This window comes from Spirillospora sp. NPDC052269 (assembly GCF_040679435.1).
Lineage (GTDB): Bacteria > Actinomycetota > Actinomycetes > Streptosporangiales > Streptosporangiaceae > Spirillospora.
Window position 1 is genome coordinate 496,243 of sequence record NZ_JBFAUU010000002.1, and the last position, 15,163, is coordinate 511,405.

Below are 15,163 nucleotides of genomic sequence, written 5' to 3' on the forward strand. Positions count from 1 at the left end.
AGCCGCTTGTGGCTAACTCTGCGCCGACCTGGCGTTGGACCGATGCAAAGCTCCACGAGCGGCTGGATCAGCCCGGGTTGACGGCGTGGTGCATCGCCGCGACCCCGAAGGTCAGGTTCTTCCACCGCACCTTCGTCCACCCGGCGGACTGCACGATCCCCGCCAGGGCAGCCTGATCGGGCCACGCGAGGGTGGAATCGGCGAGATAGGTGTAGCTGTCCGGATTGGACGACACCCGGGCCAGGAGGGGCAGCCCGATCTTGAGGTGCGCCTTGTGCCCAGCGTCCAGGAGCCGGTTCGGAGGGTGACTGACTTCACACACCAGAAGCCGTCCGCCGGGCTTGGCGACCCGGCGCATCTCGCGCAGCGCCGCCTCGGTGTCCTGGACGTTCCGGAGGCCGAAGGAGATCGTCACGACGTCGAACGAGCCGTCCTCGAAGGGCAGCCTCATCGCGTCGCCCGCCACGAAGGCGAGATTGCCGACGCCGGCCTGCCGCTCACGTCCGACGCGGAGCATGCCGAGCGAGAAGTCGCAGGCGACGGTCTCGGCCCCGGCGTCCGCGAACGGCACCGAGGACGTCCCCGTCCCGGCGGCCAGGTCGAGCACCCGCTCCCCCGGCCGGGCGGCCACGGCGCGCACGACCTCCCGCCGCCACCACCGTTCCATCCCGCCGGTCATCAGAGTGTTGAGCAGGTCGTACCGGTCGGCGGTCCGGTCGAACATGGCCGCCACGTCGGCGGGCTTCTTGTCGAGATTGGCGCGGGTCATACCTCCAGCCTAGGAGGCCCCCCGCGAACGCACGCGAACGGTCCACGGCCACCGGCCTCGAACGCCACCTCGACCCCCTCGAGCCGCACCCGAACAGGACCCTGGACGCGGGGGCCGGGCATGCGAAAGCCCCCACGGGTGGTCGTGGGGGCGGGTGCCGCGGGGTGGGGAGGTCAGTCCTCCTTGCCGCGGGCCTCTTCGATCTTGGTCTTCTTGTCGCGGACGGTGTTCGCGATCGTCGCGGACATCGCGTCACGCTGGGTCGACAGCAGCACGTAGCTGATGACACCGCTGATGATGAGGGCGCCGAGCAGCAGGAACACCGGCGACTTGCGCATGGGCGTCAGCCAGAGGACGGCGGTCGTCGCGACGAAGATCCCCAGGCGAGCGGAGGTATAGAACAGTACGGAACGCATGGCGGCTCCAGGCTACTCCCGGTCTCCCGATGGCCCGGTCCGGCCCCGCCGAACGGCCCTGCCCGACCTCGCCGGTCGGCCCTGCGCTCCCGGCCGAGCAGCCCGGTTCGGCCTGCCGAAGGTCCTCAAATCGGGCGTGGCGGAAGGCTGGTTCGGGCTCGTTCGGGGGCCGGTCACCCCTGGCGGAGGACGTCGAGGAAGAGGGCCGGGTCCACGTTTCCGCCGCTCAGGACGGCCACGGCCGTCCGCGTGGGCGGGAGGAACGGACGGCGGTACAGGTACGCGGCGGCCGCGACCGCGCCGCCCGGCTCGGCGATGAGACGGGACTCACGCGCGATCCGGCGCATGGTCAGCCTGATCTGGTCCTCCGAGACGGTCACGATGTCGTCCACGAGCTCGTGGATGTGCGCGTACGTGAGGTCGCCGAGCCGCTGGACGCGCAGCGCGTCGGCGACGGTGCGCCCGGTGTCCTCGGCGGTCCACTGGACGGGATACCCGGTGCGCAGCGACTCGCGGGCGTCGGCGGCGAGCTCCGGCTCGACGCCGACGACCTTGATGTCCGGGTTGAGTGCCTTGGCCGCGACCGCGATCCCGGAGACCAGGCCGCCGCCCGAGACGGGGACGAGGACGAGGTCGACGTCCGGCTCGTCCTCGATGATCTCCAGCCCGACCGTGCCCTGCCCGGCGATCACGCGCGGGTCGTCGAACGGGGGGACGAGCGTGAAACCGTGCGCGGCGGCGAGCTTCTCGGCCGTCTCGACGCGGGCCTCGAGCGTCGGCTCGACGTAGACGATCTCCGCGCCGAGCGCCATGCACGCGTCCACCTTCACGCCCGGCGTCGTGTGCGGGATGACCAGCACGCAGCGGATGCCGAACGCGCGGGCCGTCCAGGCGACGGCTTGGGCGTGGTTGCCGCTGGAATGCGCGACGACGCCCTTGGCGCGTTCGTCCTCGGGCAGTCCGGCGATGGTCGCGTACGCGCCGCGCAGTTTGAACGCGCCGACGGGCTGGAGCGACTCGGCCTTCAGCAGCAGCCGTTCCCCGTCGGGCGTCGGGAACGGCACGAGCGGGGTGCGGACGGCGGTTCCGGCGAGCAGTCCGGCCGCGTGCTCGACGTCCGCGAGGGTCACCAGTGCGGGCATGGAAGCGAGGTTATTCGCTCACGATCAGCGTGCGATAACGGACCGCCCGGCGTCCGTCACGGGCGGGGTGCGAGGTGCGGAAGGTGGGCGCGGTGTCCGTAGTGTCCAAAACCGTGTTTACGGTCGGTGATCTGGCCAGCTCACCAAACTACGCAGCGTGATGTTTTGCGAAAACAAGGGAGAAATCGGTCTTGCTCCGCCACACTAGGAAACAGTCCACCCGCGCCGAGAGCGGGACAAAGGGGGAGAGAGAACGTGGAGAGCACCAGCGAGCGCCTGCTGACCCCCGGAGAGGTCGCCGCGCTCTTCAGGGTTGATCCCAAGACGGTCACCCGATGGGCCGCTGCGGGCCGCATCAGCAGCATTCGGACGCCGGGAGGCCACCGCCGCTTCCGCGAGTCCGAAGTGCACGCGCTGCTGCGCGGAGACGAACCGGTCGCAGAGCACTCGGTCGTCCGCTGACGGGACCCGCCCGCGCCCTTCCGGCGCGGTCGGACCCGCCGCCGCCTTTCCGGCACCGCCGCCCCGGCACACCCCGCCGGTAGCAGGCGGTTTCCTGTTTTGCGCGCCCGTTCGCGGGCGCCGGAACGAACACGTTGACGACGTGCGGGCGTCCCGCCGAGCCCGCGCGTCGTCAACGTCGTCGGCCACGGCCACGCCCGCACACCTCCGTCCGAGGTCTTCGCGTCGGTCCTGACGCCTCGTGGCTCTCAGCATTCCCACATCTCACGGTTTGTACCGTTCCCACAGCCGACGGATCACGCCGTTCCCGTCCCCTTGCGTCCGGCGCAATTCCGAAACCCCACTGATTTCTCCACTCCCGGTGCCGCATTTCCACGGATTTCGCGTTCTCTCACCTCCGCCACTCCCCCTTTCCACATTTCCCGCTTCCTCCGCGACCCCGGCCTCCACACCCGGAAGATTGCGCCAATCGCACTACTCAGGGCCAACGCCGTTCCACACGTCCCTCCAGTGGGCCCGGTCACCGCGTTCCGCTGGATGGCGTTCACGCAGGAAGCGACGTTTGGAGGCAGGGGTTCGCGCAGGAAGCGACGTGCGGAGGCAGGGGTTCGCGCAGGAAGCGACGTGCGGAGGCAGGGGTTCACACAGGGGCGCAGCTTCGGGCGACCGAGCTAGTGAGAGAGCCGGGGCGGAGCCCTGGGTACTAGCGGCGGGGTGTTCGCGCGGCGGCGGGGTGTTCACGCAGGGGTGGGGTGTTCGCGCGGGGCGCCATCGCGGGGAAGGCGGCATCCGGGGGTGGGGTCCCTGGGGCGGTGTTCGCGGTGGGGCGGGTGTTCGGGGGGCGGGTCAGGAGTCTTGTTCGTGTTTCCAGGCTTCGAAGACGGCCTGGAGGTCGGCGTCGCCTTCGCGCCAGGAGCGGCGGCGGTCCTCGAGTTCGTCCTCGGTGAGGGACTGGGCGAGGAGGCGGTCGTAGTCGGGGTCGTCCGGGCCGACCTCCACGTACGCGTCGGCGATGCCCCGTCCGTCGTCACCGCCCTCGAGCAGGACGCCGTGCGGCACCCTGAGCGTGCCGTCGGGGAGCCGGATCACGTACATCGGGAATCACCTTCGCTGGCTGGTCTTCCGTTGGCGGAGGGTCAGGTCAGATTCCGTATCGGCGGTTGAAGAAGAGCATGACCTCGAGGGCGGCGCGGATGTTGCCGGAGAGCATATCCACCAATGCCGGACGCTGCCGGGCCGAAATCGCGGCGAACGCGTCGGCGAAGAACTCCCGGCGGCCCAAGGCGTCGGGCTGTTGGTGGAAGTCGCTCATCAGGTACGGCCCGCACATGTCGTAGAGCTCGCGGAACGCGGGCGTGTCGGACTGCCAGCCGGCGTCCCCGCCGTCGACGTCGTCCAGCGCGTGCCCGACCTCGTGCATCATCACGTCCGGGGTCGGGGACGGACGGTCGCCCACGACGATCTTCCGGTCGCCGTAGGCGCCGGCGCAGATGTCCCAGGTCGCGCGCCCGGACGGCAGCGGACGGCCACGCAGGTGCCCCATGTCGTCCAGGTGCGGGACGCCTCCGGGCCCGACATAGATCCCGGAGAGACCGTCCGCGAGCTTGAGTTTCAGCGCGTCCGGCAGCGACGCCAGGCTCTCGACGGCACGGACGACCTCGGGTGACGGCGGGCCCTGCCGCGCGTCCCACTGGCGGTGCAGGACCTTCTCCAGGACGCCGCAGTGGCGGAGGCCGTCCAGCATGGGAGGACTGTCCGGCGGACGCGGAGCGGCGCGCGGCGGGCCGGGCTCGTCGTCCAGCTCGAAGTCGCTCCACGAGTAGACCTTCGCGGGCTGCTCGGCGCGCATCCGATGGCGTCCGACCGCGGCGGCGGGGTCCGGGCCCGGGGCGTCGCCTTCGGGACGGGCCGCGTACGCGTCGTCCCGTCCGCCCTTGCGGAACCGTCCGAACCGGTCGCGCGGCTGCGCTCCCCGCGGGCGGATCTGCGTCGGCTCGGGGCTCTGCCAGGAACCCGAGTCCCGTGACCGTCCGGGGTCGGGCGGCGAGGGCGAGTACCGGGCGTCGCCGGGGCGCGCCCCGCCTCCGGGGGACCGGCGGTGGATGCCTTTGAACCGCATCGGGCTCCTCGCGTTCTCGCGGGGCCCCGTGCGGGGCCTCCGGGCAGCGTAAGCCGAATCCCGACACGCCGTCATCCCCCCAAGTCGGGGACTAACGTTGACCCATGGCTTACGCGCTCATCGCCGTCGCCCTCGTCGGGGGCTGGCTCTTCTGCCTGCTGGACGTCCTCACCAGCGACGAACGCGACGTGCGTCTCCTCCCGAAGTCCGTCTGGCTGCTGATCGCCCTCCTCGGATTCGTGCTCGGCTCCGTCCTCTGGCTGCTGGCGGGCCGTCCGCGCGGCCGCTCCATGGAGTCGGTGCTGTGGCCGCCCGGAGCCGAGTTCGGTTCCGACCGGCACCCGGACGCCCCGAAGGGCCCCGACGACGACCCCGCCTTCCTCCGCGACCTGAACCGGCGCATCCGCGGCGACGACTGAAAACGGGTGGTCCGTCCGCCTCGGAACGCTCCATGCTCGACACCATGCGCCAGGAGATCCGAGACCGGCTCGACCACATCCGCGCCCGCCTGGACCGGCTCCGCGAGCTCGACCCACCGCAACCCGGTGCGTCCCGCTTCGTGGACCGCGACGGGAACCGTCGAGACCGCTACGTCTTGTTCGGCGCCGACCTCCACCGGTACGAGAACCGCCCGGTCCCGGCCGACGTCCTGGCCACCCTGGAGTCGAACATGGGCTGCGAACTCCCCGAGGAGTTCCGCGCCTTCCTCACCGACATCGGCTGCGGAGGCGGACCCTACTACGGCATCGACTGGGGGTTCCTGAGGGACTTCGCCACCCCCGACTGCGCCATCCCGTTCCCCGAGGGCGACGCCGGTCCCCTCTACCAGAGCGATGACGACGAGGACGGCCTCGAACACGGGTACGTCCTGACCACCAGCCAGGGCTGCGGCGACTTCCTCGGCGTCATCACGTCCGGCCCGTCCCGCGGCCACGTCGTGGCCATCAACAACAGCACCGCCGACTGGCGGCTCGGCCCGTCCTTCCTCACCCACTACCTGGCCTGGATCGACCAAGGCATCGCCCAGCTGGACTCCCCCGCCCGCCCCGCGTGATCGTCTGCCCCCCACTACCACCAGGCCACGAAGCCCAACAGCTAGGTCCTCGCTCCGCTCGGGCAGCCCCTCGGGGCTCCCGCCCCACCCCCCGAAGCTGGGGGCTCCGCCCCCAGACCCCCAAGAACTGATCCGAAGAGGAACGAGGAGAGCCTCGCCTACCTCTCGTCCGGAATGGGCGAAAGGCAGGCGAAACCCTCCTTCTGGCTCCCTATCCTGAGCACGGGACCAGCCTGCCAACCACAGGCTGGTCCCCCTCATGGGGTGTCAGGGAGTTCGCGCTCGAGCAGGGCCTCAAGGGATTGCTCGAGATCGAGATCCACCCAGACGGTATGCCCCTTCCCCGCACTTCCGTGGACACCGAGCGAGATCGCGAACCGCGACAACATGTGAAGGCCGCGGCCGCTCTCCGCGAACTCGTCCACACAGTCACGCACGGCCGGAACACCCTTGCCACCGATGTCGGTGACCGCCACGTGGACGGGGTCGTCGTGGACCAGCTCCACTCCGAACCAACCGCCCTTCTCGGCCGAATCACTGTGTCGCAGAGCATTACCGGCCAGCTCCGCAACCGCGTACTCGACCACGTCGGCACAGGGCGAGCCCTCGAACATCGCCCCCGCGAAGCGACGAGCCACCGGCACCTGATCCAGCGTTCCGGGGAAGGCGCGGCGCCAGCGCATCTCCTCCAGCGCCCACACCCACCCGGTGAGCGTCCCGCCGGGCTCGGTGGCCATCCCGCCAGCCATCCATCTCCCTCTTCTCAGGGAGGTGCTCCGCTCTCCTCTCACGGCCCGATCTCCGGCATCGACGGACGCCACACACAGCGCCTTGCACGGCCCAGGCTCCTGCACACTCGCCTTCTCATGGGGTCACCGCGCTCCCTTGCGGTCGTGAAGATGCCGATCCGTCAATGCCGCGGGGTGATGCTGGCCTGCATCCCTCCGGTGCCGCCCTCCCTGCTGCTGACCGGTATGCCGAGGACCAATGCGTCCCAGCACGACGCGCAGCACTGCCGTCCCCAGAGCGCCGACCAAAAGGCACCCTCCTGTAAGGACGAGCCCCGTGGTCAGGCTGAAGCCACCGACGTTCATGGCCGTCTGGGCCACCACGAGCCTCACCTCCGTTCTGTGTCGGATGAGGTGGTTCGCGAGCCGGATTCCTGATCGCCGACCGCGCTCGTCCATGCGAACACCTCACCCCGGGGCGTGACCACGAGCACACTGGTGAAGAAGGCGGAAGCAAGCGGAAGAAGCCCAGGTGAGCGTCCGATTGGCGGCCACGTGATGAGCGATGATCGGAACACGTACAGGTGGACGGCCAGCGCCATCCGGGCGCGCAGCCACCGCTTGGGATGGGGACCTCAGGAGCTCGCAGCCGAGCTGCGCCGGGCCGCCAAGCCGGATCTGATCCGAAAGCTGCCTTTGCGGACGTCCGTCGAGCGAACGATCCGCATGCATCTGGCGGGGACGACCCATCCGCGGGCACTGTACGCGGAGCTGTATCGGCGGGCCTTTGAAGCCAACGGGGTCCTCGATCTCCCGGATATGAAAGCGGCCGACGAGCACGAGAGCGGGGACGAGGGCTTGCTCCGACGGACGTTCCTGAAGACCGGCGTGGTCACGCTTCCGACAGCGCACGCCGGCCGCATCCTTCAGGCGCTCGAAGCCACGGGTGGCGCGCACCTCGGAGCCCTGATCGCCAGTCTGGACGAGCTGCTCCACGACTACGCCATCACGATCTGCACCCAGCCGCCCGCCGAGACCTATGACGAGCTGCTGACCATCAGAGCGCATGTGGGCGGCATCCTCGCGAGGTCAGGCACCACCACCCACAGGCGCGACCTGATCGCCGCCAATGGATGGCTGTCGAACCTGCTGGCCATCGCCGCCTGTGACATGGGCGAACGCACCGCAGCCCGCCTCTGGTGCGCCGAAGCCGAACGTCATGGCTCCGAGATCAACCACCCCGAACTCCGCGCCTGGGCGATGTTGACCCGTTCCATGATCGCCTTCTACCGCGACCACTCCCGGCAGTCCCTGGACCTGGCGTCCAAGGGGGCGGCGCGGGCCCCTCGTGGCACGGTGATCCACGCCAAGCTGGCCTCCCAGGAAATGCGTGCCGCCGCGCTGCTCGGCGACGGCGCCCACATGAGGAGCGCGCGTAGGACCGCTGCCGAGGCCATCGCGATCCTGCCAGCCAACGCGACCACCACTGGCGCCTTCTCCATCGCCCTTGGCGAGGACCCGCCCTACACAGCGACATCGCTCCTGCTCCTCGGCGATTACAAGGAAGCGGTGACCGCCACCGGACGTGTTATCCAGACCGTCTACCAGCCCGAAGTCCACGATCGCGGCGAGCATCCGTCCGGGTACGCCCGCTCCCTGCTCATCCTCGGCTTGGCCCAAGCGGGAGCAGGCGATCTGGAGAGCGCGGCGGCAGCCGGGCACACCGCCCTCTCAGCGCCCCGCCCCGCCTGGCCCACGATGTCGCTCGCCAAGAAGCTGGACCGGACGCTGCTCTCGCGCCATCCTGACGCCGCTGCGACCTCGCACTACCATGACCGCTACCTGGAGGCTGTCGACTGCGCCGCCCTGCAGCGTCTGCAGCTCCTCCCTGAATCGAGCGGGAGTGGGACTTGAGCGACGACGGCCTCTCCCCGGCGCTGATCCGCGAAGCCACCGCATTCGTCGACATCGAGGCGCCCCCGCCTGATGGCCTCCCCACGGCGCACCTGGTCTTCGGCACCAATCAGATCCAGCCGATCGAACACGTCGCCGCTCGCCACCACCGGGGTTTGGCGCCACTGATCATCGTCACCGGCGGCGTGAACCGTCACACCGGCATCATCGAAGGGCAGTGGTTCCTCACGGAGCTTCTGGCACGCGACGTCCCCGAGGCCGCCGTCCGCTGCGAGGACCGTTCCGCCGACACCTGGCAGAACGTCGAGAACTCGCTACCTCGCATACACGAAGCGCTCGCATCGGGGCTTCGCATCACGGCCGTCAGCAAGTGGTACCACCGGCGCGCCCTCCACTGCCTGGCCACTCAGCTTCCCGCGCTGGACGCCTTCCACGCCCACGGCTGGGACCCGGTCTACGCGGGTCAGCCCGTCACCCGTGCCTCCTGGCCTTCTGTACCTGATGGCGAGCGGCGGGTGCTCCGCGAATGGCGAGAGTGCTCCCGTCGGGTGAGCGAAGGCACGTTCCGGGCGATCGAACGTCACGAGGACGTCTGGACGTAGCCCGCCAGTGCGATCAGCGGCTTCGGCGGGTGCATTGCAAGAGTTGAGATCGCGCCCACCCGTCCGCCGGTTCGGAGCATTGGATGCTCCTGTGGTCGCCTTTCGGGGGTCTGGGGCGGAGCCCCCAGCTTGGAGTTCGGGGCGGGGGACCCGATAGGGGCGGCCCGAGCGGGGCGAGGACCTTGATGTCCGGAGCGGAGGCGGGCACCTCCGCTCCGGAGATCAGAGCCTCGGGTGGATGATCAGCCTGCGGGTGTGGGGTCGACGATCAGGTACTGAACGACGCTGTCCCCTTCCAACTGGGCCGTCACCGTGGCGACGCTGAGGTCCGTCACGGACGTGGTCGTACCGCTGAAGGTGACCGAGGACGCTCCGGCCGGGACGGTCACCTCGGCGGGAACCTGAACCGCCGGGTTGTCGCTGCTCAATCGGATCGTGGTCGCCACGCTCGTGGTCGTGCCGAGCTCGACCGTCCCCTCGAACGGCTGACCTCCGGTGACCTCCCAGGGCAGGCCGAGGCTCGCCAGGCCGGGGAGCACGTGCAGCGTCAGGCTGCGAGAGCCGACGCCCTCGATGTTCGCGGTGACCGTGGCGTCGGCGTCGATGGTGGTCGCCGCGGAGATGTCGAAGTTCACCGGACCACTCGTGCCTTCCACGAGGTTCGTGGCGCTCGGAAGGCCGATCTTCGGATTGTTCGAACTGAAGGTGATGCTGATGCCACCGTGCGGGACAGGATAAGGAAGGTTGAGCTTCATCCCATAGAGCGTGCCGCCGCGAATGACCGGGGGTGCGGTGATGCTCCAGTCTCCCGGGTCATAGGTCCAAGCGCGCAGCGCGACATCGACGGTCAGCCTCTGTCCCGGCAGTTCGGCGGTGAGGGTGACATTCGCATCCTGCGAAATACGAGTGCTCCAACCGAAAAAGGAAGCCCCACTGCTCGGCCTGTCCAAAGTGACGGTGGCGGGCATCCGAAGAGCGGGATTGTCACTCGACAGCCGCACGACCGTCCCACCTTCGGGCGCGCTGCCGTTCAGTCCGAACTGCAATCCGACATTGTCACCGCTGATGACCGGGACATCGGCCTTGAAGTACTTCAGCCCAGGCTGGAGGGGAAGCGACCGGCTCACGCTCTGGTGATCCAGCGTCGCGGTGATCGGGACGCCGAGTGCACCGATCACGTTGCCTGGTTGGTGCGTCTCGACAGGTATCGGCGCGTCAGCCGCACCCGCAGGGACGACGACGCTCGCCGGCACGCTCACCCAGGATGTGTCCGCCGAGGCGAGGGCCACTCTGGTGGCGGCACCGGCCGGGCAGCGCAGCCGCACCCTGCCCTGGGCCACACCTCCCGAGTGCACCGCCGTCGTGGGCAACTCGAGCGTGGCGAGTCTGGGCCCGCACGGAGACTCTTCGGCCGCCGCCGCGCCCGTGGAGCCGATGAGCCCGGAAATCGCGATGGCCGCGGTCAGCGCGACCACTGGGCCCACCGCCGTCAAATTCCTTATCCGATACATCAGACCGCCCTTCTCGCACTTCGATGGTGCGTTCACACGGAACGGTCGATGAGCGCGACACGCGACTCCGAAGGGAGGCTCGACATGACTTCGACGATTCGACCGCCTTGGCGGCGATGATCATAAACGGCGAAGAGGGACTCGTGCCAGGAGATTTTCTCCCCATCCGATCAGTTCCGCGGCGGAACGATATCCACGCCATCGAAGACGACATGATGTAGTGAAGTCGTTCCGGTCAGTTCCTACGACATCCCCTCCTCACCATCCCGCCTTCGGGGGTCCGGGGGCGGAGCCCCCGGCTTGGGGTTTGGGGCGGGAGCCCCGATGGGACTGCCCGAGCGGAGCGAGGACCTTGTTGTCTGGGGGCGGCGGTGGGCTGGGGCCGAGCGGGGAAGCGGGGGCTGGTCAGCCGGGGCCGTGGTGACTCTTCAGATGGTCGCGGGAGTCCTGGTCGAGGCGCTCGATTGTGCTGGCCATGGGTTTGAGGGCCATCAGGATCTCGTTGCGGAGGCCGTCGAATTTGGCGTCCACGCCGTCGAACTTGGCGCTCATCTCGGCGCGGAGGCCGTCGATGCGGGAGTTGGTGCCGTCCATCCTGGCGTCGAGTTCCGCGCGGACGCCGTCGATCTTGCTGTCGAGTCTGGTGGCGACGCCGTCGATGCGGGTGGTGAGTTCGGAGCGGATGAGGCCCATCTGGCGGAAGATGACACCGATGACCGCCACGGCGGCGCCGATGAGCGACCACATCTGAGTGAGATGCATGACTGTGATCCCTTCGTCACGGACTGTTCTGAAGCGATCATCCGGGACGGCGAGGAGTGATCACAAGCCGGTGCGCATCCTGTGGACAACTCGCGGTCGCTCTTGGCCCCGGGGCTTGGCGGGCATGCGAAAGGGCGTCCTCCGAGGTGTGGAGGACGCCCTTGCACAGGCCGGGTCTCAGGCGTAGGAGTGCAGGCCGGAGAACATGTAGTTGACGCCGAAGAAGTTGAAGATCAGGCAGGCGAAGGCGACCAGGGAGAGGATGGCGGCCTTGCGGCCCTTCCAGCCGGCGGTGGCGCGGGCGTGGAGGAAGGCGGCGTAGGCGATCCAGGTGACGAAGGACCAGGTCTCCTTGGGGTCCCAGCCCCAGTAGCGGCCCCACGCCTCGTCGGCCCAGATGGCGCCCATGACGATGGCGGCCGTCCAGATCGGGAAGGCGAAGGTGGTGACGCGGAGGGCCAGGCGGTCCAGGGCCTCGACGCCGGGGACGCGGGACCAGACCGAGTCCTCGGGGATCGGGCCGGCGGCCTCGCGGCGGGACTTCAGCAGGTACATGATCGTCGCGGCGCCGGCGACGGTGAAGGAGCCGGTGGCGATGATCGCCGCGGTGACGTGGATGGCGATCCAGTACGAGTTCAGCGCCGGGGTGACCGGGCCGACCGAGTCGTACAGCCAGATGTTGGCGACGCCGAGCGCGATCACGGCGGCGAACATGACGAACGCGCCGAGGAAGCGGGCCTTGTAGCGGGCCATGACGATCAGGAACGCGGTGACCGCGGCGAACGCGATGGCGGTGAGGAACTCGTACATGTTGCCCCACGGCCAGCGGTGCGCCGCGAGGCCGCGGGACAGGATGACGCCCAGGTGGGACGCCCAGCCGAGGGAGTTCAGCAGGATGGCGAGGCGGGCCCAGTCGATGCGGCGGCGGTCGTCCTCCTCCGCCGGCTCCGGCGAGGCGACGACCTCGGCGACGTCCGGGCCGTCGGCCCCGACGAGGACCTTCGCCTCGGTGCGGACCGCGGCGGCGGGCTGTCTCTTTCGGCCGAAGCCCAGGTCGGCCGCGTAGGCCACCAGCGCGACGATGTACAGCACGACGGTGCTGAGCATCAGTTTGTCGCTCAGGTTGGCGAGGTCGGCGGTATGCACCCTCGTCACTCCTTGTCAGAAGGGTCGTCCGCCGCCGACGTGGTCGTCTCGGCTCCGGACTGTTCGGACTTGTCGCCGGTGGACGCGTCCTCCGGCGTTCCGGTCTCCTCGGACACCGGGGCCGGGGACGGCTCCGCGGTCTTCGGCTCCGGGATGTCGGAGCCCTGCGGCGTGCCGCGCAGCGCGGCCACCACGTCGTCGAACTCCTGGGTCGGGTTCCCGAGCGTGAGCCCGCCGACATGCACCACGGTACGCCCGTCCTCCGCGGCGCTCGCACGGACCCACACCCTGCGCCGCCGGACGGTGAAGGAGGTGATCACGCCGAGGATGGCGAGGACGGCCGCGACCAGGGCGGGCATGCGTCCCGGGTCGTGGTTGACCGAGAGGCTCGTCCACTCCTTCATGCCGTCGAAGGTGATGGACCCGGAGCCGTCGGGGAGCTTGAAGGTCTCCCCCGGCTCCATCAGCTTCTCGCCGTGCTTGATCGGGTTCAGCGTCTTGCCGAGGCCCTCGAGCTGGTACACCGACTGCGCGTTGCCGCTGTCCAGGCCGAGGTCGCCCTTGAACCCGACGATCGAGATCACCGGGCGGAGCGCCGCGGGGAACTCCGAGATGATCTGCTTGCCGTCGGTGGTGGCGGTCGCGGTCGGCCACAGGATCGCGTAGAAGGCCAGCTGGTCCGGCTGCGCGTCCGGGACCTTGATCACGCCCTCGGACTGCAGGTTGACCGGGTTCTGCGGCAGGAACGGGACGGCGCCGCGGAAGGCGATCTGGCCCTTGCCGTCCCGGACGGTGAACTGGGGCGCGTAGCCGTGTCCGAGCAGGTAGACCTTGGTCCCGCCGATCTCCAGCGGGTGGTTGACCTTCAGGTTGTAGTGCTTGGGCGGGCTGTTCGGGGTGTCCCGGTAGGTGAGCGAGGCGTGGAAGTCGGTGGCCTGGCCGCGCTTGGGGCCCTTGAGCTCGTACTTGGCCTGGAAGTCGTCCAGCGTGATCGAGAACGGCGAGAGCTGGCCGGTGTCGAACGCGCGTCCAGGCTTGAACTGGTCGTACTGGGCGAGCGTGTTCGCGAAGGACGAGCCCTCGCGGAGCAGCACGTCCCCCCGGTAGCCGAACAGGTTGCCGACGCCCAGCGAGAACAGCAGGCCGAGCAGCGCCAGGTGGAACAGCAGGTTGCCGAGCTCCCCCAGGTAGCCCTTCTCGGACGCCACGGCCCCCTTGCCGTCGGCGACCCGGAACCGGCGCTTCTTCAGCAGCGCCTTCGCCTCGGCGAGCACCTCGTCCGGGGTGCGGATCGTCTCGAACGTGGCCGACTGCGGGAGCCGCTTCAGGTTGCGGGGCGCGGCGGGCGGCTGGGCGCGCATCGCCTTGAAGTGCTTGACCAGGCGCGGGATGACGCAGCCCGCGAGGGACACGAACAGCAGGACGTAGATCGCCACGAACCAGGGCGCGGAGAACACGTTGAAGAGCGAGAACTTGTCCAGCCACGGCGCGAGCGCCTTGTGCTGCTGGAAGTAGACGGTGACCTTCTCCGGGGCCTGCGGGCGCTGCGGCAGGAAGGAGCTGGGGATCGCGCCGAGCGCCACCATGAACAGCAGGATCAGCGCCGTCCGCATGGTGGTGAGCTGCCGCCACGCCCAGCGCAGCCAGCCGATCGGGCCGATGCCCTTGGGACGCGGGCCCTCCGCGGCGGGCGTGCGTCCGGCCGGGGCGGCGGTCGCCGCCTCCTCCACCTCGTCCGGCGTGGTGGCCTTCTCCGCCTTCGCGCTCTCAGTCTCTGTCTCGGCCATGGCTCAAATCGGGGTCTCGAAGCCGCCGATGAACGACTTCATCTGGATGGTCAGTTCGTTCCAGAGCCCGGTCACCAGCGCGAGCCCGATGAGCACCAGCATCCCGCCGCCGACCCGCATGACCAGCGCGTAGTGCCGCTTGACGGCGGCGAACGCGCCGAGCGCGCGGCGGTAGGCGAGCGCGGTGAGCAGGAACGGCAGGCCGAGTCCGACGCAGTAGGCGACCGACAGCAGCGCGCCGCGGGTCGAGCTGGCCTCGGTGATCGCCAGGGACTGGACGGCGGCGAGCGTCGGGCCGATGCAGGGCGTCCAGCCCAGGCCGAAGATCACGCCGAGCAGCGGTGCCCCGGCCAGGCCCGCGTTCGGCAGCCGGCCCGTCTTCAGCGTCCGCTGGAGGCCGGGGATGAAGCCCATGAACGCCAGCCCGAACACGATCGTCATGACGCCGAGGACGCGCTGGATCGGGGTCTGGTACTCCAGCATCCAGCGGCCGAGGCCGCCCGCGACCGCGCCCATGCTGACGAACACGAAGGTGAAGCCGCCGACGAACAGCGCGACGCCGCCGAGCAGGCGGCCGCGCCGCTGCTCGGCGAGGTCCGCGCCGGTCATCCCCGTCACGTACGACAGGTAGCCGGGAACGAGCGGCAGGACGCACGGCGACACGAACGACACCAGCCCGGCGAGCGCCGCCAGCGGGGCCGCCGCCAGCAGCGAGCCGCTGGTGACGGTCGTCTCGGTGTTCACCGCCGCG

At 69.6% G+C, this 15,163-nt stretch carries 16 protein-coding genes; 5 read left to right on the forward strand and 11 right to left on the reverse strand.

Features of this window, described 5'->3' with window-relative positions:
• Positions 1-67: 67 nt before the first annotated feature.
• From AB0L06_RS05725 to AB0L06_RS05735, 3 genes are all read right to left on the reverse strand, one after another.
• A complete protein-coding gene (locus AB0L06_RS05725; RefSeq protein WP_500229729.1) occupies positions 68-769 on the reverse strand; it encodes a demethylmenaquinone methyltransferase in 702 nt (233 codons plus the stop codon).
• A gap of 173 nt (positions 770-942) precedes the next feature.
• Positions 943-1,185, reverse strand: a complete 243-nt coding sequence (locus AB0L06_RS05730; RefSeq protein WP_500229730.1) for a DUF4229 domain-containing protein — start codon at positions 1,183-1,185, stop codon at positions 943-945.
• Between the two features lie 173 nt (positions 1,186-1,358).
• Complete coding sequence (locus AB0L06_RS05735) at positions 1,359-2,327, reverse strand: threonine ammonia-lyase (RefSeq protein ID WP_500229731.1); 969 nt, start codon at positions 2,325-2,327, stop codon at positions 1,359-1,361.
• 255 nt (positions 2,328-2,582) lie between these two features.
• On the opposite strand from AB0L06_RS05735, the gene AB0L06_RS05740 reads away from it, so the two are divergent.
• Positions 2,583-2,789, forward strand: a complete 207-nt coding sequence (locus AB0L06_RS05740; RefSeq protein ID WP_026414219.1) for a BldC family transcriptional regulator — start codon at positions 2,583-2,585, stop codon at positions 2,787-2,789.
• Between the two features lie 846 nt (positions 2,790-3,635).
• On the opposite strand, the gene AB0L06_RS05745 is transcribed toward AB0L06_RS05740, so the two are convergent.
• Both AB0L06_RS05745 and AB0L06_RS05750 read right to left on the reverse strand, forming a co-directional pair.
• Complete coding sequence (locus AB0L06_RS05745) at positions 3,636-3,884, reverse strand: hypothetical protein (protein ID WP_500229732.1); 249 nt, start codon at positions 3,882-3,884, stop codon at positions 3,636-3,638.
• A 46-nt stretch (positions 3,885-3,930) separates the two neighbouring features.
• Positions 3,931-4,908 (reverse strand): hypothetical protein, encoded by a 978-nt coding sequence (locus tag AB0L06_RS05750; RefSeq protein WP_500229733.1) that lies wholly within the window; start codon positions 4,906-4,908, stop codon positions 3,931-3,933.
• Positions 4,909-5,012: 104 nt separating this feature from the next.
• Between AB0L06_RS05750 and AB0L06_RS05755 the strand changes: the two genes are divergently transcribed.
• Positions 5,013-5,327, forward strand: coding sequence for a PLD nuclease N-terminal domain-containing protein (locus AB0L06_RS05755; protein WP_500229734.1), 315 nt, complete (start codon positions 5,013-5,015; stop codon positions 5,325-5,327).
• Positions 5,328-5,359: 32 nt separating this feature from the next.
• Entirely contained in the window at positions 5,360-5,962 is a 603-nt protein-coding gene (locus AB0L06_RS05760; RefSeq protein WP_500229735.1) for an SMI1/KNR4 family protein, read from the forward strand.
• 257 nt (positions 5,963-6,219) lie between these two features.
• On the opposite strand, the gene AB0L06_RS05765 is transcribed toward AB0L06_RS05760, so the two are convergent.
• Complete coding sequence (locus tag AB0L06_RS05765) at positions 6,220-6,699, reverse strand: ATP-binding protein (protein WP_500229736.1); 480 nt, start codon at positions 6,697-6,699, stop codon at positions 6,220-6,222.
• Between the two features lie 489 nt (positions 6,700-7,188).
• Here AB0L06_RS05765 and AB0L06_RS05770 point away from each other — a divergent pair, with 489 nt between their 5' ends.
• Both AB0L06_RS05770 and AB0L06_RS05775 read left to right on the forward strand, forming a co-directional pair.
• A complete protein-coding gene (locus tag AB0L06_RS05770; protein ID WP_500229737.1) occupies positions 7,189-8,604 on the forward strand; it encodes an NsdA family TPR-like regulatory protein in 1,416 nt (471 codons plus the stop codon).
• Positions 8,601-9,206 carry a YdcF family protein gene (locus AB0L06_RS05775; RefSeq protein WP_500229738.1) on the forward strand — a complete coding sequence of 202 codons (606 nt, stop codon included), beginning with the start codon at positions 8,601-8,603 and terminating at the stop codon, positions 9,204-9,206. Before AB0L06_RS05770 ends, AB0L06_RS05775 begins: the two co-directional genes overlap by 4 nt.
• A gap of 242 nt (positions 9,207-9,448) precedes the next feature.
• Here AB0L06_RS05775 and AB0L06_RS05780 read toward each other — a convergent pair whose 3' ends face one another.
• The 5 genes from AB0L06_RS05780 to AB0L06_RS05800 form a co-directional block, all read right to left on the reverse strand.
• Entirely contained in the window at positions 9,449-10,681 is a 1,233-nt protein-coding gene (locus AB0L06_RS05780; RefSeq protein ID WP_500229739.1) for a hypothetical protein, read from the reverse strand.
• Positions 10,682-11,122: 441 nt separating this feature from the next.
• Positions 11,123-11,479, reverse strand: coding sequence for a hypothetical protein (locus AB0L06_RS05785; RefSeq protein ID WP_500229740.1), 357 nt, complete (start codon positions 11,477-11,479; stop codon positions 11,123-11,125).
• Between the two features lie 177 nt (positions 11,480-11,656).
• Positions 11,657-12,625, reverse strand: a complete 969-nt coding sequence (gene ccsB / locus AB0L06_RS05790) for a c-type cytochrome biogenesis protein CcsB (RefSeq protein ID WP_500229741.1) — start codon at positions 12,623-12,625, stop codon at positions 11,657-11,659.
• A 5-nt stretch (positions 12,626-12,630) separates the two neighbouring features.
• Positions 12,631-14,412: a cytochrome c biogenesis protein ResB gene (gene resB / locus AB0L06_RS05795; RefSeq protein ID WP_500229742.1), complete on the reverse strand. Its 1,782-nt coding sequence runs from the start codon at positions 14,410-14,412 to the stop codon at positions 12,631-12,633.
• 3 nt (positions 14,413-14,415) lie between these two features.
• Positions 14,416-15,156, reverse strand: a complete 741-nt coding sequence (locus AB0L06_RS05800) for a cytochrome c biogenesis CcdA family protein (protein WP_500229743.1) — start codon at positions 15,154-15,156, stop codon at positions 14,416-14,418.
• Between the last annotated feature and the right edge of the window lie 7 nt (positions 15,157-15,163).

Bases quoted from the DNA above. Each gene is read 5' to 3' on its own strand.
- AB0L06_RS05725 (WP_500229729.1), bottom strand. From the start codon at position 769: ATGACCCGCGCCAATCTCGACAAGAAGCCCGCCGACGTGGCGGCCATG.
- AB0L06_RS05730 (WP_500229730.1), bottom strand. From the start codon at position 1,185: ATGCGTTCCGTACTGTTCTATACCTCCGCTCGCCTGGGGATCTTCGTC.
- AB0L06_RS05735 (WP_500229731.1), bottom strand. From the start codon at position 2,327: ATGCCCGCACTGGTGACCCTCGCGGACGTCGAGCACGCGGCCGGACTG.
- AB0L06_RS05745 (WP_500229732.1), bottom strand. From the start codon at position 3,884: ATGTACGTGATCCGGCTCCCCGACGGCACGCTCAGGGTGCCGCACGGC.
- AB0L06_RS05750 (WP_500229733.1), bottom strand. From the start codon at position 4,908: ATGCGGTTCAAAGGCATCCACCGCCGGTCCCCCGGAGGCGGGGCGCGC.
- AB0L06_RS05755 (WP_500229734.1), top strand. From the start codon at position 5,013: ATGGCTTACGCGCTCATCGCCGTCGCCCTCGTCGGGGGCTGGCTCTTC.
- AB0L06_RS05760 (WP_500229735.1), top strand. From the start codon at position 5,360: ATGCTCGACACCATGCGCCAGGAGATCCGAGACCGGCTCGACCACATC.
- AB0L06_RS05765 (WP_500229736.1), bottom strand. From the start codon at position 6,699: ATGGCCACCGAGCCCGGCGGGACGCTCACCGGGTGGGTGTGGGCGCTG.
- AB0L06_RS05785 (WP_500229740.1), bottom strand. From the start codon at position 11,479: ATGCATCTCACTCAGATGTGGTCGCTCATCGGCGCCGCCGTGGCGGTC.
- resB (WP_500229742.1), bottom strand. From the start codon at position 14,412: ATGGCCGAGACAGAGACTGAGAGCGCGAAGGCGGAGAAGGCCACCACG.